General features: G+C 68.5%; 17 protein-coding genes. 8 read left to right on the top strand and 9 right to left on the bottom strand.

Features of this window, described 5'->3' with window-relative positions; translation table 11 throughout:
* Nucleotides 1-5: 5 nt before the first annotated feature.
* Nucleotides 6-2,921: a molybdopterin-dependent oxidoreductase gene (locus HFP15_RS05340; RefSeq protein WP_168512035.1), complete on the top strand. Its 2,916-nt coding sequence runs from the start codon at nt 6-8 to the stop codon at nt 2,919-2,921.
* Complete coding sequence (locus HFP15_RS05335; protein ID WP_168512033.1) at nt 2,918-3,811, top strand: TorD/DmsD family molecular chaperone; 894 nt, start codon at nt 2,918-2,920, stop codon at nt 3,809-3,811. Before HFP15_RS05340 ends, HFP15_RS05335 begins: the two co-directional genes overlap by 4 nt.
* Here the strand turns inward: HFP15_RS05335 and HFP15_RS05330 are convergent.
* Both HFP15_RS05330 and HFP15_RS05325 read right to left on the bottom strand, forming a co-directional pair.
* Nucleotides 3,808-5,178 carry an MFS transporter gene (locus HFP15_RS05330; protein ID WP_168512031.1) on the bottom strand — a complete coding sequence of 457 codons (1,371 nt, stop codon included), beginning with the start codon at nt 5,176-5,178 and terminating at the stop codon, nt 3,808-3,810. The two genes, HFP15_RS05335 and HFP15_RS05330, sit on opposite strands and share 4 nt — an antisense overlap.
* A 106-nt stretch (nt 5,179-5,284) precedes the next feature.
* A complete protein-coding gene (locus tag HFP15_RS05325; protein WP_312871471.1) occupies nt 5,285-6,178 on the bottom strand; it encodes an SDR family NAD(P)-dependent oxidoreductase in 894 nt (297 codons plus the stop codon).
* Here HFP15_RS05325 and HFP15_RS05320 point away from each other — a divergent pair.
* Both HFP15_RS05320 and HFP15_RS05315 read left to right on the top strand, forming a co-directional pair.
* Nucleotides 6,084-7,349 (top strand): hydroxyacid-oxoacid transhydrogenase, encoded by a 1,266-nt coding sequence (locus HFP15_RS05320; RefSeq protein ID WP_168512027.1) that lies wholly within the window; start codon nt 6,084-6,086, stop codon nt 7,347-7,349. The genes HFP15_RS05325 and HFP15_RS05320 overlap by 95 nt on opposite strands.
* Nucleotides 7,350-7,472: 123 nt before the next feature.
* Nucleotides 7,473-7,823 carry a YidH family protein gene (locus HFP15_RS05315; protein ID WP_168512025.1) on the top strand — a complete coding sequence of 117 codons (351 nt, stop codon included), beginning with the start codon at nt 7,473-7,475 and terminating at the stop codon, nt 7,821-7,823.
* A 49-nt stretch (nt 7,824-7,872) separates the two neighbouring features.
* On the opposite strand, the gene HFP15_RS05310 is transcribed toward HFP15_RS05315, so the two are convergent.
* The 3 genes from HFP15_RS05310 to HFP15_RS05300 all read right to left on the bottom strand — a co-directional run bounded on the left by HFP15_RS05310 (nt 7,873) and on the right by HFP15_RS05300 (nt 13,264).
* Nucleotides 7,873-9,033, bottom strand: a complete 1,161-nt coding sequence (locus tag HFP15_RS05310; RefSeq protein WP_168512023.1) for a hypothetical protein — start codon at nt 9,031-9,033, stop codon at nt 7,873-7,875.
* A 30-nt stretch (nt 9,034-9,063) separates the two neighbouring features.
* Nucleotides 9,064-11,337 (bottom strand): hypothetical protein, encoded by a 2,274-nt coding sequence (locus HFP15_RS05305; RefSeq protein ID WP_168512021.1) that lies wholly within the window; start codon nt 11,335-11,337, stop codon nt 9,064-9,066.
* Nucleotides 11,338-11,746: 409 nt separating this feature from the next.
* Entirely contained in the window at nt 11,747-13,264 is a 1,518-nt protein-coding gene (locus HFP15_RS05300) for an MDR family MFS transporter (RefSeq protein ID WP_168512019.1), read from the bottom strand.
* A 740-nt stretch (nt 13,265-14,004) separates the two neighbouring features.
* On the opposite strand from HFP15_RS05300, the gene HFP15_RS05295 reads away from it, so the two are divergent.
* From HFP15_RS05295 to HFP15_RS05285, 3 genes are all read left to right on the top strand, one after another.
* Nucleotides 14,005-14,352, top strand: coding sequence for a DoxX family protein (locus HFP15_RS05295; protein WP_246271437.1), 348 nt, complete (start codon nt 14,005-14,007; stop codon nt 14,350-14,352).
* A gap of 645 nt (nt 14,353-14,997) precedes the next feature.
* Complete coding sequence (locus HFP15_RS05290; RefSeq protein ID WP_168512498.1) at nt 14,998-16,239, top strand: amidohydrolase; 1,242 nt, start codon at nt 14,998-15,000, stop codon at nt 16,237-16,239.
* A gap of 206 nt (nt 16,240-16,445) precedes the next feature.
* Complete coding sequence (locus HFP15_RS05285) at nt 16,446-17,030, top strand: flavin reductase family protein (protein WP_168512015.1); 585 nt, start codon at nt 16,446-16,448, stop codon at nt 17,028-17,030.
* Nucleotides 17,031-17,038: 8 nt separating this feature from the next.
* Here the strand turns inward: HFP15_RS05285 and HFP15_RS43795 are convergent, their stop codons facing one another.
* The 4 genes from HFP15_RS43795 to HFP15_RS05265 form a co-directional block, all read right to left on the bottom strand.
* The gene (locus HFP15_RS43795) at nt 17,039-20,038 is read right to left on the bottom strand and encodes an AfsR/SARP family transcriptional regulator (RefSeq protein ID WP_210716725.1); all 3,000 of its coding nucleotides are present in this window, start codon (nt 20,036-20,038) and stop codon (nt 17,039-17,041) included.
* A 154-nt stretch (nt 20,039-20,192) separates the two neighbouring features.
* Entirely contained in the window at nt 20,193-20,876 is a 684-nt protein-coding gene (locus tag HFP15_RS05275) for an NADPH-dependent F420 reductase (protein WP_168512011.1), read from the bottom strand.
* A gap of 47 nt (nt 20,877-20,923) precedes the next feature.
* Nucleotides 20,924-22,513: a 4-hydroxyphenylacetate 3-hydroxylase family protein gene (locus HFP15_RS05270; protein WP_168512009.1), complete on the bottom strand. Its 1,590-nt coding sequence runs from the start codon at nt 22,511-22,513 to the stop codon at nt 20,924-20,926.
* A 130-nt stretch (nt 22,514-22,643) separates the two neighbouring features.
* Nucleotides 22,644-23,417 carry an IclR family transcriptional regulator domain-containing protein gene (locus HFP15_RS05265; RefSeq protein WP_312871470.1) on the bottom strand — a complete coding sequence of 258 codons (774 nt, stop codon included), beginning with the start codon at nt 23,415-23,417 and terminating at the stop codon, nt 22,644-22,646.
* 159 nt (nt 23,418-23,576) lie between these two features.
* On the opposite strand from HFP15_RS05265, the gene HFP15_RS05260 reads away from it, so the two are divergent.
* Nucleotides 23,577-24,131 (top strand): flavin reductase family protein, encoded by a 555-nt coding sequence (locus HFP15_RS05260; protein WP_168512005.1) that lies wholly within the window; start codon nt 23,577-23,579, stop codon nt 24,129-24,131.
* The last annotated feature ends 46 nt before the right edge of the window (nt 24,132-24,177 follow it).

Here is a 24,177-nt window from a genome sequence, read left to right as displayed (position 1 = left end):
CTGCGATGGCGGTCGCAGAGGGCAGGCCCGACCCGGCAGAACTGGGCGCGCGGGTCAGCGCGGCGCGGGAGGCCACACTGGCGCGCGGCGAAACCTTCTACCCCGGAGCGAGCCGGATCCACCTCGCGTCGTTTCCGCCCAAGGAACGCTGGGACGACTGGGTGGAGTTCGACTCGCGCTCCTGGCCGCGCCGGGTGGAACGGCATTCGATGCTGGTGCCCACGACGTGTTTCAACTGCGAGTCCGCCTGCGGTCTGCTGGCGTATGTGGAGCGGGACACGTTGCGGGTGCACAAGTTCGAGGGCAACCCCGCGCATCCCGGCTCGCGCGGACGCAACTGCGCGAAGGGCCCGGCGACGCTGAACCAGGTCACCGACCCGGACCGCATCCTGTATCCGCTCAAGCGGGCCGGCGCGCGGGGCGAGGGCCGCTGGGTGCAGGTCGGCTGGGACGAGGCGCTCGACGACATCGCCGCCCGCATCCGTGCCGCGATCACCGAGGGACGGCACAACGAGATCATGTACCACGTGGGCCGCCCCGGCGAGGACGGCTTCACCGAGCGGGTGCTCGCCAGCTGGGGCGTGGACGGACACAACTCGCACACCAACGTGTGCTCCAGCGGCGCGCGGGCCGGCTACCACTTCTGGAGCGGGATCGACCGGCCGAGCCCGGATCACGCCAACGCCGACGTGATCCTCCTGATCAGTTCGCACCTGGAGACCGGGCACTACTTCAACCCGCACGCGCAGCGCATCACCGACGCCAAGCAGCGCGGCGCGAAGCTGATCGTGTTCGACACGCGGCTGTCCAACACCGCCACCCACGCCGATCACTGGATCTCGCCCTATCCGGGATCCGAGGCCGCGATCCTGCTGGCCATCGCGGGGCACCTCATCACCACCGGCCGCTACGACCGGGAGTTCGTGCGGCGCTGGTGGAACTGGGAGGAGTACCTCGCGCAACGGCACACCGGCCTGCCCGGCACGTTCGAGACGTTCGAAACCGAACTCGCCCGGCTCTACGACGAGTTCACCTTCGAGTTCGCGGCACGTGAGTCCGGCGTGCCTGCCCGGAAGCTGCAGCAGGTCGCCGACATCGTCGCGGGCGCGGGCACCCGGCTCTCCACCCACAACTGGCGCTCCGCCGCCGCCGGGAACCTCGGCGGCTGGCAGGTCTCCCGGTGTCTGTTCCTGCTCAACGCGTTGCTCGGCGCCGTGGCCACACAGGGCGGCACCTACCCGAACGCCTGGCACAAGTTCGTGCCTCGCCCGATCCACCTCCCCGGCCATCCGCACACCTGGAACGAGCTGACCTGGCCGCGCGAGTACCCGCTCGCGCTCAACGAGCTGTCGTTCCTGCTGCCGCATTTCCTCAAGGACGGCCGAGGGCGGATCGAGGTGTACTTCACCCGCGTCTACAACCCGGTCTGGACCAATCCCGACGGCATGAGCTGGATGGAGATGTTCACCGACCCTGGCGCGATCGGCTTGCACGTGGCGCTCACGCCGACCTGGAGTGAGACGGCGTACTTCGCCGACTACGTGCTGCCCATGGGGCACTCCTCGGAGCGCCACGACCTGCATTCCTACGAGCAGTACGACGGCCAGTGGATCGCGTTCCGGCAGCCCGTCCTGCGCACCGCCCGGGAACGGCTGGGCGAGCGGATCACCGACACCCGGCAGGTCAACCCCGGCGAGGTGTGGGAGGAAAACGAGTTCTGGATCGAGCTGTCCTGGCGGATCGACCCGGACGGCACACTGGGCATCCGCCGCTACTACGAGTCGGCCGAGCGGCCGGGGGAGAAGCTCACCGTCGAGGAGTACTACCGCTACATTTTCGAGAACTCCGTGCCCGGCCTGCCGGAGGCGGCTGCGGCGGAGGGCCTCGACCCGCTCGACTACATGCGCCGGTACGGCGCGTTCGAGGTGCGCAGGGGCATCGGTCAGGTCTTCGCGCAGGAGGTCCCGGCCGAGGAACTGACCGACGCGATCGAACGGTCCGGACGCGTCTACGCCGTGGCGAAGGGACCCCAGGACAACCTCGTCCCGATGGCCGCGCCGCCCGCCGACGCCGAGGGTCGCAGGCCCATCGGGGTGCGGGTGGACGGAGCCGTCCGCCGGGGATTCCCCACGCCCAGCGGAAAGCTCGAGTTCTTCTCGACCACCGTCGACTCCTGGGGGTGGCCGGAGTACGCGGTGCCGACCTACATCGCCAGCCACATTCATCCCGACCGGCTCGAATCCGGCCAGCTGGTGCTGATCTCGACCTTCCGGCTGCCGACGCAGGTCCACACTCGCAGCGCGAATGCCAAGTGGCTCAACGAGCTCGCCCATACGAATCCACTGTGGATACATCCCGAGGATGCCACCAGGCTCGGGATCGGCGCGCGGGACCTGGTGCGCGTGGAAACCGAGATCGGGCACTTCGTGGTGAACGTGTGGATCACCGAAGGTATCCGGCCCGGAGTCGTGGCGTGCAGCCACCACATGGGGCGCTGGAAGCCGGCGGGCACCGGCAGCGGGGTCAACCAGATGGCCGCGGCCGTCGACCTGAACCGTGCGGACGGGCGCTGGTCGTTGTCGCGGCGGGCGGGCGCCGGCTCGTACTCCTCGACCGACCCCGACACCTCGAGGATCTGGTGGAGTCAGCTCGGCGTCCACCAGAACCTCACCTTCGGTGTGCAGCCGGACCCGATTTCCGGCCAGCATTGCTGGCACCAGGCGGTGCGGGTGCGGCGGGCCGAGCCCGGCGACAGCTACGGCGACATCGCGGTCGACACGGCCAGGGCACACGAGGTGTACCGGCGGTGGCTGGAACGCACTCGCGGTGCCGACGAGCACTCACCCGACGGCACCCGGCGCCCGAGCTGGATGATGCGCCCGCTCAAGCCGGGGCTCGACGCGTTCCGCCTGACGCCATGAGCAGCGAGCCCCAGGTGGCGTCGCGGCCGACGGCCATCGATCCCGAACTGTTCCGCGCGCTGGGCGCGCTGTGCGAGGCACCCCATCTGGCGCACGCGCGGATCGCCGCCGCACTCGGGCTGCCCCCTCTCACCGACCCGGCGTCCTACACGGAAACGTTCGTCGTCCAGCTCGTGCCCTATGCCGCGGTCTATCTCGGCGCCGAGGGCATGCTCGGCGGTGAGGCCGCGGACCGGGTCGCCGGGTTCTGGCGCGCCCTGCACCTCACCCCGCCCTCGGAACCCGATCATCTCGGGGTGCTGCTCGGGTTGTACGCCGCGCTGGCCGACGCCGAGCGCGCGGAGCCTCAGCCGGCACGCAGGGCCATCCGCCGCGAGGCACGCCGTGCCCTGTTGTGGGAGCACCTGCTCACGTGGGCGATCGCCTACACGACCGCGCTCGAGGACGCCGGCGACGGGTTCTACCGCGCGTGGGCACGGATCGTCGCGGATGCGCTGCTCACGGAGGCCGACGAGCTGCGACCGCCGAAGACCGCACCGGCCTGCCTGCGTGCCGCGCCCGATCCGGTCACCACCGACGAGGGGCTCGACCGGTTGGTGCGTGCGCTGCTCACCCCGGTCCGCAGTGGGATCCTGCTCAGCCGCCGGGACCTTGCCGAAGCGTCCGGTTCCTGCGGTCTCGCGCCGCGGGCCGGGGAACGCGCGTTCATGCTGCGGTCGATGCTGGAGCAGGCGCCGCGCGAAACCCTGGGCTGGCTGGCCGGCCATGCCGGCCGGTGGCGTGCCCGGCATCGCGCCACCGAGCCGCGGCTGGGTCCCGTCGGAGTGCACTGGCGGGCTCGCGCCGAGGGCACCCGGCGGCTCCTCGTGGCGGCGCGAGGCCGTGCCTAGCCGCGGCGCCGTCCGCTGCGGCCGAGGGCCTCCTGTTCGGCCACCACGGGTGCACTGGCCGTCGGCATGATGTCACGCCGGTAGGTCTCGGGCAGGAACACGGTGGCGACCAGACTGATCACCGCGACCACGACGAGGTACGCCCCGAACAGCCACGGACTACCGCCGCCCACCGCGATGAGCACCGAGCCGATCAGTGGCGTCAGGCCGCTCGCGTAAATGCCGGAGAACTGGTAGACCGAACCGACCCCGGTGTAGCGGTAGCGGGTGTCGAACAGTTCGGCCCAGAACGCGGCCAGCGGCGCGTAGATCGCGAAGTACCCGAAGCCGAACGGGATGATGATGCCGAGCCAGACCCACCCCACCTTGCCGGTCTGGATCGCCCAGAAGGACGGAAACGCCAACACGGCCACCGCCACGACGCCGGCGCCGTAGACGCGCTTCCGCCCGATGCGGTCGCTGAGGATGCCGTAGAGCGGGGTCACGACCATGCCGATCGCGGCGGCGATGATCACCCCCAGCAGGGCTTTGCCCTGCTGGACATGCAACCGGTTCACCACGAACGCCACCATCAGCACGGAATAGGCGTTGTAGGTCAGGCCTTCGATCCACCGGGTCAGCAGGCTCAACCCGAGTTCCTTGGGGGAGCGCCGGACCAGCTCCGCGAACGGGACCTTCGCCTGTTCCTGGCGTGCCCGCACCTCGGCGAAGGCCGGGGTCTCCAGCACCTGCAGCCGGATGTAGAGCCCGACGGCCACCAGCACCACGCTGACCAGGAAGCAGATCCGCCAGCCATACGCGATGAAGCCGCCGGGAGGCAGCCACGCGGACAGCGCGGCGAACACGCCGGAGGACAGCAGCAGGCCTGCGGGCACACCGACCTGTGGCCAGCTGCCGAAGAATCCGCGCCTGCCGGCCGGCGCGTACTCCACGGCCATCAGCACGGCGCCGCCGTACTCGCCGCCGATGCCGATGCCCTGCAACACCCGCATCAGCACCAGCAGCACCGGTGCCCAGATGCCGATCGCGCTGTAGGTGGGCAGCACGCCGATCACGAACGTGCCCAGACCCATGATCAACAAGGTCAGGATCAACATGGTCTTGCGGCCGACGCGGTCGCCGAAATGGCCGAAGATCAGACTCCCGACCGGGCGCGCGAGGTATCCGACGGCGAACGTGGCGAAGGAGGCCAGGACACCGACCGCCGGGTCGAACTTGGGGAAGAAGAGCTTGCTGAAGACCAAACCGGAGGCGGTGCCGTACAGGAAGAAGTCGTACCACTCGATGGTGGCGCCGATGGAGCTGGCGAGCGCGACTTTCGGCACCGAGACCTCGGCGCTGACCTTGCGAGCGACTGGATGACTCATGGCGCCACCTCCTGCCCGGCGCGGGCGTTTCAAGCACGTGTGGAATATCAAGTCATATTGTGGAATATCGTCGCGCGACGCCTCTCCGCTGTCAACACGGGCCGGGCTAGAGCAGGCCGCCGTTGACGTCGACGACGGCACCGGTGAGGTAGCTCGCCGCCGCCGAGGCCAGAAAGCAGGTGACCGTGGCGATCTCCTCCGGAGCGGCGAACCGTCCCATGGGGATCGACCGGGCCAGGTCGGCCTGCTCGTTCTCCGGCACGTTGCGCCGGATTATCTCGGTGCCGACCAGGCCGGGGCACACGCAATTGACCCGCACGCGCTCGGGTGCCAGCTCGTGCGCGAGCTGCCGGGTCAGTGCGATGACACCGCCCTTGGCGGCCGCATAGGCCGCGTTCGCGGTCAGGCTGCGGTGGCGGCCGGCGATCGAGCCCATGTTGGTGATGCTTCCGTCGCCGCTTGCCCGCAACTGTGGCAGCGCCTCGCGGATACAGAGAAAGACACCGGTCAGGTCGACGGCGAGGGTGCGTTCCCAGGACCGCGTTGTGAGGTCTGTGAACCGGCCTGGCGGCGCGATTCCGGCGTTGTTGACGAGAATGTCGGCCGGGCCGAGTGCGTCATCGACCTTCTCGAATGCCGCTCGCACTTCATCTTCGACGCTCACATCGCACGCGACGAACAAATCTGCCCCTGACGTCGGTTCCAGATCGAGGGCCGCGACCCGCGCGCCACGCTGCCGGGCGTGACGAACGATGGCCTCGCCGATTCCGCTGGATCCGCCGGTCACCACAGCCGTTCTGCCGGACAGTGACGCGGGATCGCGATCGGTAGCATTGTCCTGGCGCACTTTGAAATGGTATGCCACATTGTGATAGCAGGCCACGTGGGGAACGGAGGCGCGGATTATGGTTGCCGGAAACGATGGGGTGTTCACCTGGGCGGCTCCGCCGTTGAAGTTCGGTGTCGCAGCGCTCGACGAGATCGGGCTCGACGCGCGCACGTTGGGACTACGCGACGTACTGCTCGTCACCGACGCAGGAGTGCGCGAAACCGGGGTGCCCGACCGGGTGCGGGACACGGTGCAGGCGTGCGGTGTCAAGTGCGAGGTGTTCGACGGAGTGGCGGTCGAGCCCACGGATGTCAGCATCGCCGACGCGGTCTCCCGTGCCCGCGAGCGACCGTGGGACGGGCTCATCGCGGTCGGCGGGGGATCGGCCATCGACACCGCGAAGGCGGTCAACCTGCTGGCCACACACGGTGGCGACCTACTGGACTACGTGACGCCGCCGGTCGGGGCGGGCAAGGCGCCACCAGCCCCGCTGAAGCCGTTGATCGCCGTGCCCACCACCGCCGGCACCGGCTCGGAGTCCACCGCGATCGCCGTCGTCGATCTCCTCAGCGCGCGGATCAAGGCCGGCGTCAGCCACCCCTGGCTGCGCCCCGCGCTCGCGGTCGTCGACCCGCAGGTGACGGTGTCGCTGCCGCCGGAAGTCACCGCGGCGAGCGGCATGGATGTGCTCAGCCACGCACTGGAGTCCTATACCGCGATACGATTCGACACCCGTGCCGCCCCGGCCGAAGCCGGGAAGCGGCCTGCGTTCTCCGGTGCGAACCCGATCAGCGACGGGTGGTGCGAGCAGGCGTTGCGGCTCGTCGGGCGCTATCTTCGCGCGGCGGTGTTCAATGGCCGTGACCTCGAGGCGCGCTACCACATGGCGCTCGCGTCGACCTGCGCCGGCACGGGGTTCGGCAATGCGGGCACCCACCTGCCGCATGCGGCCGCCTACCCGATCGCAGGCATGGTCGATGCCTATCAGCCCGCCGGATATCCGGCCATGCCGATGGTGCCGCACGGGCAAGCGGTCGCCATCACCGCGCCCGCCGTCTTCGAGTGGACCTACCCGGCCGGCCCCGACCGGCATCTACGGGCCGCCGAACTGCTAACCGGAGAAACCTTCAGCCGCGCGGACGGCGCACAGGTGTTGCCTTCGGTGCTGCGTGAACTGATGACCGACATCGAGATGCCGACGCGCCTGCGTGCGTTCGGCTATGGCGAGGACGACGTCGAGGCGCTGATCGACGGCACCCTGCGGCAGACACGGCAGCTCGGCGTGGTTCCCCGCCCCGTCACACGCGAAGCCCTCGCCCGGATCCTGCGAGCCTGCCTGTAGCACGCCGATGCCCCCGGGGTCCGACGGTCCTGCCCTCCGGAGGAGGAGCTGTAGGATATCCAGGCGAAACACACGAACTGCTTCGGTGACAGCCCGCGGCTGCGCCGGCTCACTGGAGTCTGAATGCGGCCACGGTGGTATGAGGAGGGCGAGGAGCCGGATTACCGGTTCACCCTCGCCAACGAGCGAACCTTCCTGGCCTGGCTGCGCACGGCGCTGGCGCTCGTGGCCGGTGCGGTGGTGCTGACCCAGCTGGTGCCGCCGTTCGCCGTCGCGGGGTTGCGCACGGGGCTCGCGGTGCTGCTCGCGGTGACGGGCACGGTGCTGGCGGCGCTGTCCTACCGCCGGTGGGCGCAGGTCCAGCGGGCGATGCGGCGCGGTCGCCCGCTGCCGATGGACTGGCTGCCCGCGGTGGTCGGTGTGGTGGCGACCGTGGTGGGGGCGGTCGTGGTGTTCGTGGTGTTCGTCCGCTGAGGGAGGGTCACATCGACTGCGCCTGATGTGCGCGGAAACCCTCTGCACGTCACGGCAGATCGAGAATGGTGTCGATGATCGCCTGCGCGTAGGCCTGCAGATCACGGGACCGTTTCGCGTCGAACTTCGGGGGCCTTTCGAATTTGGCGCCCTTATGCCCGGTTGCTCGTTGCGCAGGCGTGGGTCGTCGCGTCAGTGGCTCGCCCTGCTCGGACATCACCTGAACGCCGTCGAGAAATGCCCAGCTTTCCTGGTTTCCCTTCACTTCCACGGTGAACACCGGGGCACCTCGCCGGGATCCTGGCATGCCTTTTCCAGGGCTTACGTCCACCGGTGCCCAGTCACCCAGCGAGAACGCGTTCGGCGTGGCGCCTTCCTTTGCATAGTGCACGACCGGGACCGACTCTTTGACGTGATTTCCGGGGACCAGCGAGATGTCCGAGACGGCGCCGGCCGCGCCGATGGCGAGCATGTCGTCTTCGCGGCCGTCGTCGGACCGGGCCGAGTCGCACCGCTTCTTGCCGCCGATCTTGGGAAAGGCCGGGTCGAGCGCGAGATCGAACTTGGAGTCCTCGACATCGAATCCACGGTGTTTGGGATCCAATCGGTAGCGGGGGTCGACGAAGATGCCGGGGAAGTTGACGCCCTTGACGGCCGTGCCTTCCCATTTGCTGATCTGCGCGTCGGTCATATCGATGATCTTGTGGGCGGCCGCGTTCTTGAGATCATTCTTCGTTCTCGGCCGCATGCCGTGGATGCTCACGATGCGGATGGGTTTGACGGCCTCGATGAGCCGGATGAGGTACCGGGCCTCGGCCAGCAGCGGGACACGCTCGCGGCCGATCTTGATGTCGCGGCCTTGGAGGTCCTTCAAGTACCCGTCGCGGAGGAACTCCAGCGACCGTCCTGGCGGCGGGAACTGCCTGTTCGGGTAGATCGTCTTGCGGCCCTGGACGATCTCGCGGAACGCGGCGGCGCTGCCTGTCTTCCACTCGGCGGTGCGGGCTTGCTCGCCGCGTCTCGGGAACAACTCGGGCACGATGATGGCGCCGAACCTGGTCGGCTTCTCCCGGCCGTCGAGCTTGGCGCCGATCCAGCGCGCGACCTCCACGCCGCTTTGCTCGCTGGCGTGGATGCCGGCGACCACGATCACGAACTGCGCGGACGAGCCGCTGAACTCGTGGGCGACAAGGCTCAGCATGCCGGCCACCGGCGGCTGATTCCGGCGACGCGGCGTCGGCTACAAGTGCGCGGCCGGGTCGTACTCCAGCGCCGCGACCTGTTCGGTCGGCAGGACCTCGATCCACTGGTCGAAGACTTCGTAGGGCTGCTCGGTGGCACGGAACCCTCCTTCCAGTGGGTCGAATCCCTTTTCGAAGACCTTCTCGGTGCCTAGGGTGGCCTCCAGCGTGTTGCGCTCCGCGACGTCGTCGGCGAGCGCTTCCAGCGCCTGGCGGATTGTCAGGCCCTGCAGCTCCGGCTCGTCGCCGACGTACGGCGCGTCGAGCCCGGTGACTCCCTCCACCTGTGCGAGCTGCAACCACCGCAAGGCTTCCCGTTCGCGGTGGGGCCGGATGGGCAGGACTGCCTTCACCCAGGGGGAGTTGAGGAAGGCGTTGCGGCGGGTATCGCCGTCGAGCTGGAGCAGCCAGCCGAGAGAGCTGCCCAGACGGGCGGGCTCGGATTCCTCGGTGATCAGGTAGTTGGCGCGGTTCTTGTCCCCCGCGCCACCCCAGCCGACGACCTCGTCCTCGCCCAGCACCGTCGGAGCCGGGAGGTCGACGTTCTCGACCGGGTCGTGCACCTTGCGGGTGAACTGCATCTGCGGCTGGTAGCGGCGGCGCGCGCGCCACCACTCCGGCGCGACGAAGTACAGCATCTTGTCGAGATCGAAGAGGCGGCGCAGCCATTCGACCCTGACCTGGTAGGACGCTCCGGTTCCGCCCACGGCCAGCAACTGGGAGACCAGGCGGCGGAAGACGACGATGCGTTCCTCCTCTCGGAGGTCGTCGCTCGGCCGGGCTCGGATGCCGCTGGCGAGCTTGACGCGCTCCCGGACGGCGGTCACGTACTCGTCTTTTTCCTGCCGCTGCAGTTTGGCGAGGAACTGCGCCTCCTGCGCGTCGTAGCGGGCCTGCGCCGCCTTGGTCAGGGCAGGGGCCTCCCACAGCAGGTCCAGCGCGAACATCAGCGCGGGCTGCTCCTGGAAGTTCACTTGACGGAGTCTGAGGGTGAACACGTTGGTGCTGGAAGTCTCCACGACGAATTCGGGTACGACGATCGAGGCGGGATCGTGGTCGGGGTCCACGCGCTCGACGGAGGTGACGGCGACGGCGGCGAGCTGGTAACCCGCCTCCGGCGCTTTGGCCGTGAAGGTCCGCTCCCACCGGATCCGCCGTTCGAGCAGCGGATTTCCCTTGTTGGCCACCCCGTCGGCGTAGGTCGCGTCATCCGGGTCGCGGGGCGGAAAGCCCTCGAAATCGAAGCGAACGGCGAGGGGGGACGATTTCGGCGGAGGGTCGACCGGTGTCGCCGGTGGCTGCACCTCGCCACCCGCGTCGCCGCGCTTGGCGACATGCACGAGCTCGGCGAGGCCGAGGTCGGCGCCGGGCTCGTCGACATACACCTCCCAGCACAATTGGCTCGAAACGTGTTGCACCTGCACGCCCACCTTGCGCATCTTGCGCCGCAGCTCATAGTTGACGAGCTTGTCGCTCTTGTTCTCGACGACGTACTTCCGGCTGGACGTGTCGGTGGTTTCCTCGGCCAGGTGGAAACTGGTCTTGAAATTGCGGCGGATCTCCGTGGAAAGCTTCTCGCTCTGCTCCCGCAGGTGTTTGTGCGTGCTCTCTTCGGCGGCCTTGTGGCTGGTGTCCAAGCCGAAACTGACGTTCCCCTCGGCGTGCGCGACGCCGATGTTCCAGCCGCCGCTCACCGTCACTCCGAACCGGAGGTCCTGCGAGTTCTCCTCCCGGACCGCGTCGGCGATCTCGTCCTGCTCCGTCGTCGCGACCTCGCTCTTGGTGACGGTCTCCGCCAGAGTCTCTATTGTGCGTTCGACGAGCCGCCGCCGCGTGTTGGCCTCGACCAACTCCACGGTGCCGCCGGGGCTGATCCACACGTGCCCCACGGGAGGGCCGAGGAACGTCGCGAATTCGAAGAAGTACTCACGGTAGAGATGCACAAGCCCGAGCGGCGAGAGTACCGCCAGGCTCAGGTCGGCGAGATCGGGCACCGGATCGATGAACTTCTCCAGTGTGTCCGGTGCACGCCGCCGGCCCGCGAGGAGATCCTCCGCCAGCCCGGGATGGTGTTTCCCGATCCAGACGAGCTTCCGGCAGGCTTCAGCCTCGCGCACCTGCGCGAGCTCGTCGAGCCGGCCCTCGGCCCGTACCGACGCGAAGACGTTCTCGACCTGCTCCGGCGCGAGGAGATTCCGCCACGTCTCGGCGCTGAGAGCTCCGTTGCCGTCTCCTACCGCCTCCGCAGCCTTCGCCCGCAGCGCGACCGCCATCTCTGTATCGAGCCAGTTCGCCGGTGGGACAGCGAACTGGGGCCACGGTCGCGTCACCGGCGGCCCGGGAGCGAACTGACCACGAAGCCCCGGCGACTGCCAATCCCGGGCCAGAAGCGCGACGTAGTCGGCCACGACCGCGGCTTGGAACCGCTCGACTTTCAGACGGGACTTCCAGCCGAGAAGTGGTTGGTACACCCCGAACATCTCGCTGGCGTACGGTAGGGCCCCCGCAAATTCGTCGTAGGCTGGCATACCCCACCCCTTCGAAGCCGGTGATGACCGCACGCTCGCACGGACAACGGTCTCGAAGTAGGGCAGAAAGCCCCCTCGTGTGCGGGTGCGGCGTGGTCCGGATCGTCATCGGGGGTTGGACGTGCATGTCGGTAAAGGACATGGGCGCGGTCTGTCAGGTCCGGTGCGCTGCCGTGTCCGGGGTTGGGGCGCGCGTCGGGTGCCGGGGGAGCAGGAGCGCGGGGATGATCAAAGCCGCTGTCATGGCGAACGCGACCCAGAACGCGAAACCGAACGCCTCGGCGAGGATCGGGCCGACGGTGGCTCTGGCTCGGGGCGGCAGGGACACTATCTGGTTGGCGCCGGTGCCGGTGGCCGGGATGCCGCGGCCGGTGAGCAGGTGGGTGAGTCGCTGGGTCAGGGCTGTCACGAGCAGCGCGCTGCCGAGTGACGCGCCGATCTGCTGGATGGCCGTGAGTGTGGGGGCGGCGCGGGATACGGCGCGCTGGTCGAGGCGGGCGTAGGCCGCGGCGAAGGTCGGCATCATGACGGCCCCGAGACCCATGCCGCGCACGAACAGTGCGCCGCCCAGCCAGGCGTAGGAGGTGGCGGGGCCGACGTGTGTCAGCGGCGCGGTGCCCAGTAGCGCGAGCAGGACGCCGACTGGCACGACGTAGCCTGCGCCGACCCGGTCGGTCAGTCTGCCGGCGAGCGGTATCGCCACCACGGCGCCGAGGCCTTGCGGGGCGAGCAGCAGGCCGGCTTGGAGAGCTCCTTGACCGCGCACGACCTGGTAGTAGAGCGGCAGGAGCAGCAGGCTGCCGAACAGCGCGATGGCCACGAGGAAGATCATCACGGAGCCGCTGGCGAAGTAGCGGTTGGTGAACAGCCGCACGTCGATGAGGGAGGACGGGCCTCGGCGCAGGCTGTGCCAGGTGTAGAGGGCGAGGCCGGCCACGCCGGCCACGAGCCAGGCGAGCACGCTCCAGGAGCCGAATCCGCCCTGCGAGCTGGCCTGGGAGAGGCCGTAGAGCAGCACGACAAGGCTGCCGGAGAGCAGGATGAGACCGCGCGCGTCGATCCGGCCGGAGTCCGCGGCGGCGGCCCCGCTGGGTAGCTTCCACACGGCAAGCCCGATGGCGACGGCGGCGACCGGCACGTTCACGAGGAAGATCCAGTGCCAGCTGGTGTACTCGACGAGCAGTCCGCCCAGCACCGGGCCGAAGACCGGGCCGAGCAGCATCGGGACGCCGAGGATGGCCATCGCGCGTCCGAGCCGTTGTGGTCCGGCGGCCCTGGTGATGATCGTCTGTCCGCCCGGTAGCAGCATGCCGCCACCGAGCCCTTGGATGATGCGGAAGGCGATCAGGCTCTGCATGGACCACGCGGCCGCGCACAGAGCCGAGCCCGCGGCGAAGAGCACCACGGACACGATCCAGACCGGTTTGGTGCCGAAGCGGTCCATGGCCCACCCGGTGAGCGGGACGACCAGGCCCACCGCCAGCAGGTAGCCGGTCACCACCCACTGCGCCGTCGACAGCGGCGCGTCGAGCTGGCGGGCCACCGTTTCGAGCGCGACGTTGACGATGGTTGTGTCGAGCACCACCATGATCAGGCCGCTCACCACGACGAGCCCGGTCACGATGACCTCACGATCGAGCTTGTCCACACGTGCAGTGCTGGATGTGTCCATACCCGCTCCCGCGATCGCGGTTCCCAACAGTGCAAGACCAGTTCACGCTACGCCGGGAGGTCGCGCCGTGGGGGCCGGTCTATCACTCCCTGCCGATTCCGTGGCAACAAGTGCGGCCTCGAGGTAGTACTTCCTCGGCCGGTCGAGTGAGTGAGGATGAACAACCGATCGGCGACCCGCTCCTGGCGTTGGACCTCGATGGCGGTGACGCCTTTCTCGTCGGTGCACAGGTCGGCGTAGCCGATGAGAAAGAATCATTGCGCTGGGTTGCTCACCCCGTGACGCTGAGGACAACGGCGAGGAATTAAGGGAAACCGAGTGCCAACAGCGCGGTACGGACAGGTGTTCGCGCGACGCCGGTCACTCCGCTGATCCGATCCGGCCGGGAGGCCGACCAGCACTCCTCGCGTCGTGATTCGTCCTTGTGACTTAACATCCTCCTGGTCGCGTAGGACCGGCGTATAACGATATATACAGCTTGGGTTTTATGCGAACAGATATTCACATGCTTGGTTCCGATCTCAGCCCGCTCCATTTGAAAAACACAACGACGCATGGGGTGACTGCGAGGTCTTGACGATGAACCGGGCGCAGTCTTCGGCGCCATTCCGCTTCGGTCAGGGCCGACCTGACCAGGCGCGGTTGGCGTTGATCTGTTCGTGGTTGGCCATAGCCCAGTCGGCGAGTGCCATCACCAGCGGCACCAATGTCCGGCCCAGCGAGGTCGGCTCGTCCAGGGCCTGCTCGCCCTGGTCTACCTCGCCGCGGGCGGGCTCAAGGTGGTGCGGCGGCGCGAGGAACTGGTCGCGACGGGCAATCTGGACTGGATGAAGGACTCGTCCGATGCCGGGGTCAAAGCGGTCGGCCTGGTGGAGATCCTCGGCGCGCTCGGCGTGATCCTGCCCTGGCTGACCGGGATCGCGCCGATTCTCACGCCGATCGCCGCAGCAGGCTTGGTCGTCGTGCAGATCGGCGCGCTACGGGTGCACCTGGTCCGCGACGAACGTCGACCGTTGCCGGCCAACGTGCTCCTGCTGCTGCTGGCCGCCTTCGCCGCCGTCGGCCGCTTCGTGGACTGGCGCCCCTGACCCGTTACGGCAGCATCTCGCAGATGTGGCCGGAATGCGCTTCGTAGCAGCGGCCTCTCAGCGGCCGCTGACTCCGCCTGGGCTCTGGCACGACGTGGGACGGTCGGCCGCCGGTCCGGTGCATTGACCGCTGTGGCCCGCACCGTTCCCACCGTTCGTGGGCGGGCTTGGTGAGGCAACAGCGGGCGCGACTCCACCGACGGTTGCCGCCCAGCTTGCCTACGGAATCGCCGAAAACCTTTGCCGAGGGCGGGAAACAGTGCCTGCTGCTACCTCCACGGAAAGGTCTCCACACAGGGATTTCCTCGATCGCGGAACACCTGAATTGTCCTTATGCGACAGTGCGACAGTGCGACAGGCCGTGGTGTGGTCGGCGATGACGTCGTGGAGGTTGGCGTCGCGGAGGTGTGCCCCGGTCAGCTAGCGCGGCCCTCGTCAGATCTGAGGTGGGGGATCGGCGCCTTCGGGTCGAGCCGCCGCGGCTGAAGCAGTTCGACCCGGCTACAGGTGGCGGTGACGTGGCCGAGACAGGGGCGACGAAGTCCGGATCGGACACGTCGGCGGCAGCCACACTCCCGGCTTGCCTCCGCCTGGCGTGACCGGCGGCAGCGGCGCAACCTGGGCGAGGAGAAGGGAGATTGAAGGATCGGCTCAAGTGTTGAGGGCGTCCTCGCGCCGCTGGCCGAGATTCGTCACGGAGTTGAGGAGCTGTACCGGGACCTGCATGCGCATCCCGAGCTCGGTTTGCGTGAATTCCACACGGCTGGGGTCATCGCGCGGCGGCTGCGCGAGCTCGGGTACGAGGTGACCGAAGGCGTTGGCGGAACGGGGGTGCTCGGTGTGCTGGCGAACGGGCCGGGGCCCGTGGTGATGCTGCGCGCGGACATGGACGCGTTGCCGGTACGCGAACGAACCGGGCTGCCGTACGCGTCAGAGGTGGTCGACGGCGGACAACCGGTCATGCATGCGTGCGGGCACGACGTGCACGTGGCTTGCCTGACGGGTTTCGCGGAGTTGATGGCGGGTGCCAGGGGCGCCTGGAGCGGAACCGTGGTGACACTGTTTCAGCCGTCGGAGGAGAACGGGGACGGTGCTGATGCGATGGTCGCCGGTGGGCTCACCACGATCGTTCCCAAGCCGGACGTGGTGATGGCCCAGCACGTCCTGCCCTATCCCGCGGGGTACGTCGGTATTCGCGCGGGCTCGTTCCTGTCGGCCGCGGACAGCCTGCGGGTGACGCTGTTCGGACGTGGCGCACACGGTTCTGCCCCCCAGGCCGCGATCGATCCGGTCGTCATGGCGGCGATGACGGTGGTGCGACTGCAGACCATCGTGTCCCGCGAGCTGGCGGCCACGACTCCGGCGGTGGTCACGGTGGGCAGTATCCGCTCGGGGAGCGGGCCGAACGTGATTCCTGATGAGGCGGTGCTGGAGCTGAACGTGCGCACCTACGACGAGACGACGCGAGAGCACGTGCTGGCGTCCATCGAACGCATCGTCCGTGCTGAGGCCCAGGCCGCGGGGGCGCCCCGCGCACCCGAGTTCGAACGGCTGGCCCGGTTCCCGCCGACCATCAACGACGACGCCACGACCGAGCGGGTCGCGCGAGCCTTTGCCACGCACTTCGGCGACGACGCGCACACCATCGACCTGCAGACCGCCAGCGAGGACATGAGCAGCATCCCGCGGGCCTTCGGCGTTCCGTTCACCTACTGGGGCATCGGAGGTATCGATCCCGGCCGTTACGCCGAGGCACAGCGGAACGGAACGATCGCTCAAGACATCCCGGTCAACCACAGCCCTCACTTCGCGCCGGTCCCGCAACCCACACTCGACACCGGGGTCACCGCGCTCACCGTCGCGGCGCTGGCGTGGCTCGGGCGTTAGAACGGCAACGGTCGTCAGGACGCGAGCGGGGCGACGGGAGCAGCGGACGGGTTCCAGGACCGAAGCCGGAGATCTCGGTCGCCGCGGCGCAAGACGGGCGAAACTGGTCGGGCATGCCGCGTGACGTCCCCCGCTTTTCGGCCTGGTTCACACTGATCGCCCAGTCTGGTCGTGACCACGCAGGACGGGAATCGAGGGCGGCCGGCATGATGGACAGCAACGAGTTCCGCCGAGTGGCAGGGCACTTCGCCACCGGCGTGACGGTGGTGACGGCACGGCACGAGGGCGCCGACTACGGCATCACGCTCAGCGCGATGTCCTCGCTGAGCGTGGACCCGCCAATGATGCTGATCTGCGTGAACCGGGCGGCGCCTTCGCATGAGGCGATCAAGGGCAGCGGGGTGTTCGTCGCGCATGTGCTCGGTCGTCACCAGCGGCGTCTCGCGGGGCAGTTCGCGCGGCCGTCCGCCGACAAGTTCGCCGGAGTCGAGTGCACTCGAAGCGAGGCCGGCCCGCTCGTCATCGCGCGTACGCTCGCACATTTCGTCTGCCGCGTCGCGCACACTGTGCCGGCGGGAACGCACACGGTCTTTCTCAGTGATGTGGTGTCCGCGCGAGCGGCGACGGAACTGGAGCCGTTGGTGTACTACCGCGGCGGTTTCGGACGGCTGGCGGGGGAGACGAACGTCGCACCGCCTGCGGCCTACCTGCCACCTGAACACGAGGAGGACCTGGTGGGAGCCGGCGTTGTCCCGGCGGCGTTCCGCCTCGGTTCTTTCTATCTGTCGTGAGCCCCGATTCACCGACGCAGGTTGTCCAGCAACTTCCGCGTACTGGACGCGGGCGTCGTGCCCAGCTGGCCTAATGCCCGCTCGCAGCCCCGGTAGGCCGCGATGATCCGGTCCGCGTCGCCGAAGACGTCGGCGACCCGCATTTTCAGCCGCCACATCGATTCGCGGAAGGGGTCCTCGGTCAGCACCTCTTCGACGAGTGCGTTCGCGCGAGGAAAATCGCCTGTTGTGAACGCCAGCTCCGCCGCTTCGCACCGGATGTCCACGCAGAGCACCGCCAGCTGCTCCCGGCGGTGCTCGATCCAGGACGATTCGAACTCGGGCAGGTATTCTCCGGTCGCGATCGAGAGCGCGCAGGACAGTGTGGTCAGCCTGTCCGGGCCGCGGAGTCCGGCCGCCTCGGAAACCAGGCATTGGAAGCGCCCGGAGTCGGTGCCGACCACGAGGTGCTCGTCCAGTCGGATGCGGTTGCCCTCGGCACGCACGCAGTCCTCGGGTAGTACCTCGCGCAGCTTGCGCAGGGCTTGCCGCAGATAGGCCGCGGTGGACTCGTCGTGCCGGCCGTCGAAGAGGGCGTCGAGCAGCTCTTCTTTGGTGGCTTCCCGCTGCCGCCGGGCGGCGAGGTAGGCGAGCAGTTCGTAGCTTTTCTTGATCCTCGGGCGGACTTCCCGGCCATCGACCTGGATCGCCACCCGGCCGAACTCGGTGAGCTGGATCGTCGCTGCGAACGGGGCCGTGACGGCGACACCTCGTGACCTCAGGGCGCGACCGAGTTCATGCCAGGGCGAGTCGGCCTCCGGTGCCGCGTCGAGCCGCCGCGACAACACGAGGGGAAAATCCGCGAGGGCGTCGAGCAGCAGGTGGTTCGATCCCTGCTGTGCGGCGGCGGCGAGCGCGAGGTCGGCCGCACGGTCGGATCGCTCTTCGTTCCCGCTCCGCCACTCGGCTTCGGCCAGGTAAACGGCGGCCGCGGGCAGCGAGAGGATGCGTTGTCCGCGCTGCATGCTGGAGACAGCCTGACGCAGGCAGCGCATCGCCGCCTGGTCGTCACCGTCCAGCAGTAGGGCGAATCCGAGCCAGGTCGCGGCCGATTCCGCGACGAAGGCGTATTCGCGCCCGACCTGGTGGCACCGTACCTGTTCCAGCGCCGCCCGGGCGCTGGCGGTGTCGCCGTTGAAACGCAGCTCGAGTGCGGCCTCTTCGACATAGCTGAGCAGCTCGAGCATCACCGATCCACTCGCCCGCAGGCGTTCTCTTCCCTTGAGCAGAGCGCGCCACGCCTGGTCCGGTTCCCCGAGCCGACGCAACAGTTCGACGCTGAACAGGGAGTACAGCCATACTCCCGGGTCCTGGCCGGCACAGATCGCCTGGTACGACGCGGACGCCTCGTCGACGTGACCCATCGCGAGCAGCGCGCCGAGTCGCCACGACTCGGCGGCCTTGATCGCCCACGGCGACGTCGGCGGATCGAGTAGGCGGGTGAGATTTCCGTGGTAGTAGTGCACCCGCATGGTCAGCGCGTCGAGCGGGCTGCCGCTGAGGGCACCGGCCGCCGGCCGCTCCGGCACATCGTCGAGCAGGGTCATGCAGTACTGCATCGCGTCGAGTTCCGCGCCGAAGCGGCCCACGGCAAGGACGGCTTTGATGTCGTCGAGTCGGCCGGCGTGCAGGTAGCACCACGCCATCATCGCGGCCAGCCTGCTCGAGGACGCCGCCACCTCGTGCCGCCGTTTCGCCGCGGCCAGCCGGTCCGCGATCCGGACACCGAGCCGATAGTTCTCCTCGGAGATGGCCAGCATCAGCTCCGCACCGGTCAGTCTGATGTGGTCATCGCGGCGTACCGGCGCCAGCTGTTCGAGCCAGCGTTTGGCGACGGAGAAGTCCGCACGTTCCAGCACCGTGTCCACGGCCTGCTCGGCGACCGTTACCGCCTCGTCGAGGTCGCCTGCGCGCAGGAACTCCTCGACTGCTTCCTCCAGGTGTTTCTCGCCGGCCAGCAACCGTGCGTGCGCGGCGTGCAGGGCACGCTGGGTGCCGCCGTCCAGCCGGTTCGCGCGGGCGAGGAGGTACTCGCGGAAGCGCGGGTGGCAGCGCAACGCGGGACCGTCCCATGCGGCGGGCAGGCGCTTGTGGCGCAGGTCGTGCAGCAGGGCGGCCGCGTCAGCGATGCCGAGTGCCTCCGCCCGCGGTGGTGTGACCTCGTCGAGCAACGCCGTCGAGATGAGGAAGTCCTGCTCGTCCTGTGTGAGCTGGGCGAGGATGTGCGTGGCGAGGTAGCCGTGCAACGGATCGGCCTCGCCGCCCAGACCGGTCGCGTGGCCGGCGGATCGCCACGCTTCGAAGAGCACGCCGGTGACCCAGCCGCCGGTGACCGCGACGGCCTTCTCGGGATCGAGATCGGGGGAGTCCGAACGCGACAGTGCGACCGCGGCTTCCTCGGTGGTGAAGGCGAGATCCGCCTCGCCCAGTACCGGAAGCCAGGCGACCCTGGCGATACCACCTCTGGCGAAGGTGAGTTCCTGGCGGCTGACGAGGATTATCCGAGTGTTCGACGGCGCGTATTCGAGAAACGCCCCGACGACTGCCAGGGACTCGGGTGCGGCGGCGAGACATTCCATGTTGTCCAGTACCAGTAGCAGTGCCCTGTCGCCGAGTGAGTCCGCGAGCATGCCGGCGACCTCGGTGTGCGCGAGGCCGGCGGTGAGGGCTGTCTTGACCAGGCCTTCGACGCCTGGCGCCTGAATCGCGAGTGCGGCCTCCAGGTAAGTGAGCAGCCGTCCGGTCGCGGCCTCGGTATCGTCCAGCGACAACCAGCACACGGGCAGCCCGAGCCGCCGGCTTGTCTGGGTGACGGCGGTCGTCTTCCCGGCACCGGCCGTCGCGTACACGCAGACGATCCGATTGCGCTGGATCAGCTGGGCGAGCCGGGTCTCCAGCCGGGGGCGGGCCACGGTCGAGCCAGAGATCGGCGGGGGCGTGACTTTGCGCCGGATGATCCGTGAGGTCACCGGCGATGGCGCGTCGTCCGTTTCCGTTGAGGGGGAATCGGAAAGATCTCGAGCCGCCATAGTCACCATCCAACGCGGCGGAACCGGGTCTGTGAAGTCCGTGATCGTCTCGGCTGGGCGTTCCGGATCGTGCGAAACGCCCAGCCGACGATGGTCATGCGTGCGCTGCCACCCTCGCGGGGAACGGCAGCGGCTCGGCGGGCAGAACCTTCAGCCCGGCCTGGAAGTTCAGCGCGTAGCGGCCCTGCAGTTCCACCATGAACAGCGCGTTCTGCTCGAGCACCCGGGAGTTGCGGAGTGCGCCCGCGTCGATCGGGCGCAGTCCGCTCGATTCCACGAGCTCGGCCACCGCCGCCTTGGCGTCGTCGGAGTCCGATGCGAGGAAGACATCGACGACCGTGTCGTCGAAAGCGCTGTCGGCGAGCGCCGGGGCGAACGTGGTGTTGAACGCCTTGACCACGTGGGCCCCGGGAATCCGGCGCTGGATCTCCTCGGCGGCGCTGGTGTCGTAGTCGGTGATCAGCCCGTCGAACGTCTCGTTGAACGGGTTGGCGATGTCCACCACCACCTTGCCGCGCAGCGTCTCGCTGAGCTCGACAGCGATGCGGGTCGAATCGGAGTACCAGGTGGCGAGAACGACGATGTCGCAACCCGCCGCGACCGCGTCCTTCGTCGCGGCAGCCTCGATCGTGCCCGGGCCTTGACCACCCAGCTCCAAGGCGAGGGTCTGGCCCTTCTCGTGGCCGGAGCCGGCGACGAAGACCTGGTGCCCGCCGCGGATCAGGCGCTGGGCGATGGCCCGGCCCATGTTGCCGGTCCCGATGATGCCTACCTTCATGGTCGTACCTTTCTTCCGAAGCCGTGGTAGGGAAAAACGCATGACGATCACGCGCGCGCCGCGGCGCCCTCGATGGGCTGCCATCGCGGCCAGGCGGAGCCCGTCCAGCCGTTGAGGTCGTACTCGCTCATGCACTGGTCGACCATGGCCCGCAGCCGGTCGTTGTCGCCCAGCGCTTCTCCGGTGAAGTAGGTCTCCACCCGGTTGCCCTCGTAGCTGCCCGAGAAGTTGCGCTCGTGCACCTCGGCTCGGCCGGCGAACTCGGTCGCGAACTCGTCCCAGACCAGCCGGACCAGCTTGACCCGCTCCTCGGCCGAGAGGGTGGCCGACTTCCAATAGCGGTCCAGCCAATGGCGGATCGCCGGGTTCTTGAAGTCCTCCGCGGAGGAGGGGATCTGGATGAACCCGCCGGCCATCAGGTTGTGGAACACCGTGCGGACCTTGGTGAAGATGTCGCCGTAGCAGTTGCGCCACTGCAGCGCGTACCGGATGTTCGGGTGCACGTACGGCTCGCCACTGGGCACAGGGTCCGGTTCCGCGGCCATCGCGCCCACGAGCGCCCACAACTGGTGGCGCAATCCCAGAACCTCGCCGATCGAGGCCTGCACTCCCCGGAAGCCGGAGATCTGGTTCATGTCGGTGACCTTCAGCAGCAGCCCGCACAGGAAGTCGAGTTTGACCGCCGTGCGGGTGCAGGCGTGGAAGCAGAACCGGGCGGCGAAGTCCCGGGGGAGTAACCCGTTGACGACCTCGGGGTTGCGGTAGGCGGTGACGTTCTCCCACGGGATCAGCACGTCGTCGAGGATGATCGAGTAGTCGGTCTCGTCGAACCGGCTGGACAGCGGGTAGTCGAAGGGGGTGCCGATCTTCTTGGCCAGGTACTCGTAGGAGTACCGGCCGATCAGCTTCACGCCGGGGGCGTCGAAGGGCACGAAGAACCCGAGCGCGAAGTCCTTGTCGTCAGCTCCGAGGCCGGCGGCCGGGAGGTACTGGCTGACGTAGGTCACATGGCTGAAGGCGGCGCCCGTGGAGATCATCCGTGCACCGCGCACCACGATGCCGTCGTCGCGTTCCTTGACCACGTGCATGTAGGTGTCGCGCTGCTGCGCGATCGGTTTCATCCGGTCGCCGGCGGGGTTGAGCAGACTCAGGTTGACGAACATGACGTCGTCGGTGACCTTCTCGTACCACCGGCGGACGTTGCCGGCGAATTCGCCGTAGAACTCGGCGTCGGCCGCGAGCCCGGCGACCAGGGCCGCCTTGTAGTCGGGTCCGCGGGACAGGCTGCCGTAGCTCATGCGGGCCCATTCGGCGATCGCGTCCCGCGCCTCGAACAGGTCCTGGGACGAGGTGGGGATCTTGTAGAACTTGTGGGACCGGGTGCCGCGCTCGGTCTGGAACGTCAGCACGTCCCGTTTCGCCGGATCGTGGAGCGAGTCGTACATCCGGGCGACCGAGTGGGCGGCGTTGGTGAACGCCGGGTGGGTCGTCACGTCGTCGACCCGCTTGCCGTCGAGGTAGAACACCCGCCCGTCACGCAGGCTCTCGAGGTACTCCGCCCCGGTCGGCGGCTCGGCTGCCCGGGGCGGCGGCGCGAGGTTGCGCGACACTTCCGGCCGGTCGGCGATCGCAGTCATCTGCGGCTCCTTCGCTGGTGGCGTTGCCCCGGCCGGTCCCGCGCTGAAGTGCGGAAACGGTCCCGGGGGTCGGTCCGCCCAGAGTGGGGTGGTGACGTGAACCACACCGAAACCGATGGTGACCGGCCGTTCAGGCGCCGAGTTCGTGACTGATCTCTTGCGCGATTCGCGTCAGTACCGGGACGACATGGCGTTCGATGTGCCCGGGGCTGGTGCGCCCGGTGGAGCTCGAGGAGGAGATCGCCGCGATCACCTGGTGTGTGTGGTCCCGAATGGGGGCGGACACGGCGATCAGGCCGCGCTCGCGCTCTTCGGAGACCAGTGACCAGCCCTGCTCGCGGACACGCTCGAGGGTCTCGCGGAACTGGTCGGGGTCGGTGATGGTGTGCGGGGTCAGGCGTTGCAGCCCGGGGTCGACCAGATAGCGGTCGACGAACTCGGGCGGCGCGGCCGCGAGCAGTACCCGGCCCATGGACGTCGCGTGGGCCGGAACGCGGGTGCCGGCCGTCGCGGTCACGTTGAGCACTCGCTTGGCGGGCACGCGGGCCAGATAGACCACTTCGTTGCCGTCCAAAGCGGACAGTGAGGCCGATTCCTGGGTCTGTTCGACCAATCGGCTCATGTACGGCTCAGCCACTGCGACGACCATGCTCGAAGCGGCGTAGTGCTGCCCGATCGTCAGCACCCGGGGTGTGAGCCGCCAATGGCTGCCGCCGGTCGGTTCGACGTAGCCGAGGTACTGCAGGGTGAGCAGGATCCTCCGCACGGCCGGCCGGGAAAGCCCGGTCGTCTGCGCGATTTCGATCAGGCTCGGGTTGACGCGCTCGGCGTCGAAGGCCAGCAGCACCGCGAAACCACGTTCGATGCTCTGGATCCGGTCTTTGGCCCAGTCGGGTTCGTCCACTTTCGCCACCTCGCCATTTTGGCGCACCCCTGGCGAGACCGATTCTCGGTCCGCCCAAGCCGGTCCGGGGTTGACGGCAGGGGAGCGTCCCGTCATGCTAATCGGCGTGCACGGAGAACGTGCAGAATGCACGGAGAGCGTGCACGGGAGGTGGAATCAATGGCGATCGATCCGAAGGAGCTGCGCCGCTGTCTGGGGCATTTCGCCACGGGCGTCACGGTGATCACTTGCCGTGGTGAGGACGGTGCGCCGCACGGCGCGACGGTCAACGCCTTCACGGCGGTGTCGCTCGAACCGCCGCTGGTGCTCGTGTCGCTGGACCGGCGCTCCCGGCTCTGCGCACTCGCCGGATCACGCCCGTTCACGGTCAACGTGCTCGAAGCCGGCCAGAAGGAGCTGGCCCTGCACTTCGCGGGCCGACCGAACCAGGAGGTCCGCTGGGCGCGGGGCAACGAGTGGGGGGTGCCGCGGCTGGCCGGCACCCTCGCGCACATCTCGTGTACTCCGTGGCGGTCCTACGACGGCGGTGACCACGTCCTGTTCCTGGGTGAGGTTCAGCAGTTCCGCGTTCACCCGGGCCGGCCGCTGCTGTTCCACGAAGGGCAGTTCCACCAGCTCGGTGAGGAGCACCGGCCGCTGCTGTGGGACCGCTCGGCGGACGGGCCCGACGGCGGTGTCTCGTTCTTTTCCGCCGTCACGGCTGGTCGAGTTTGAGCACGTCCCGGCTTTCCGGCCGCACTCAGCACAGTCCACACACGAA

It is taken from the genome of Amycolatopsis acididurans, assembly GCF_012328925.1.
Lineage (GTDB): Bacteria > Actinomycetota > Actinomycetes > Mycobacteriales > Pseudonocardiaceae > Amycolatopsis_E > Amycolatopsis_E acididurans.
The sequence above is the reverse complement of the archived record's forward strand: the minus strand, read 5'-3'. Positions and strand labels throughout refer to the sequence as shown.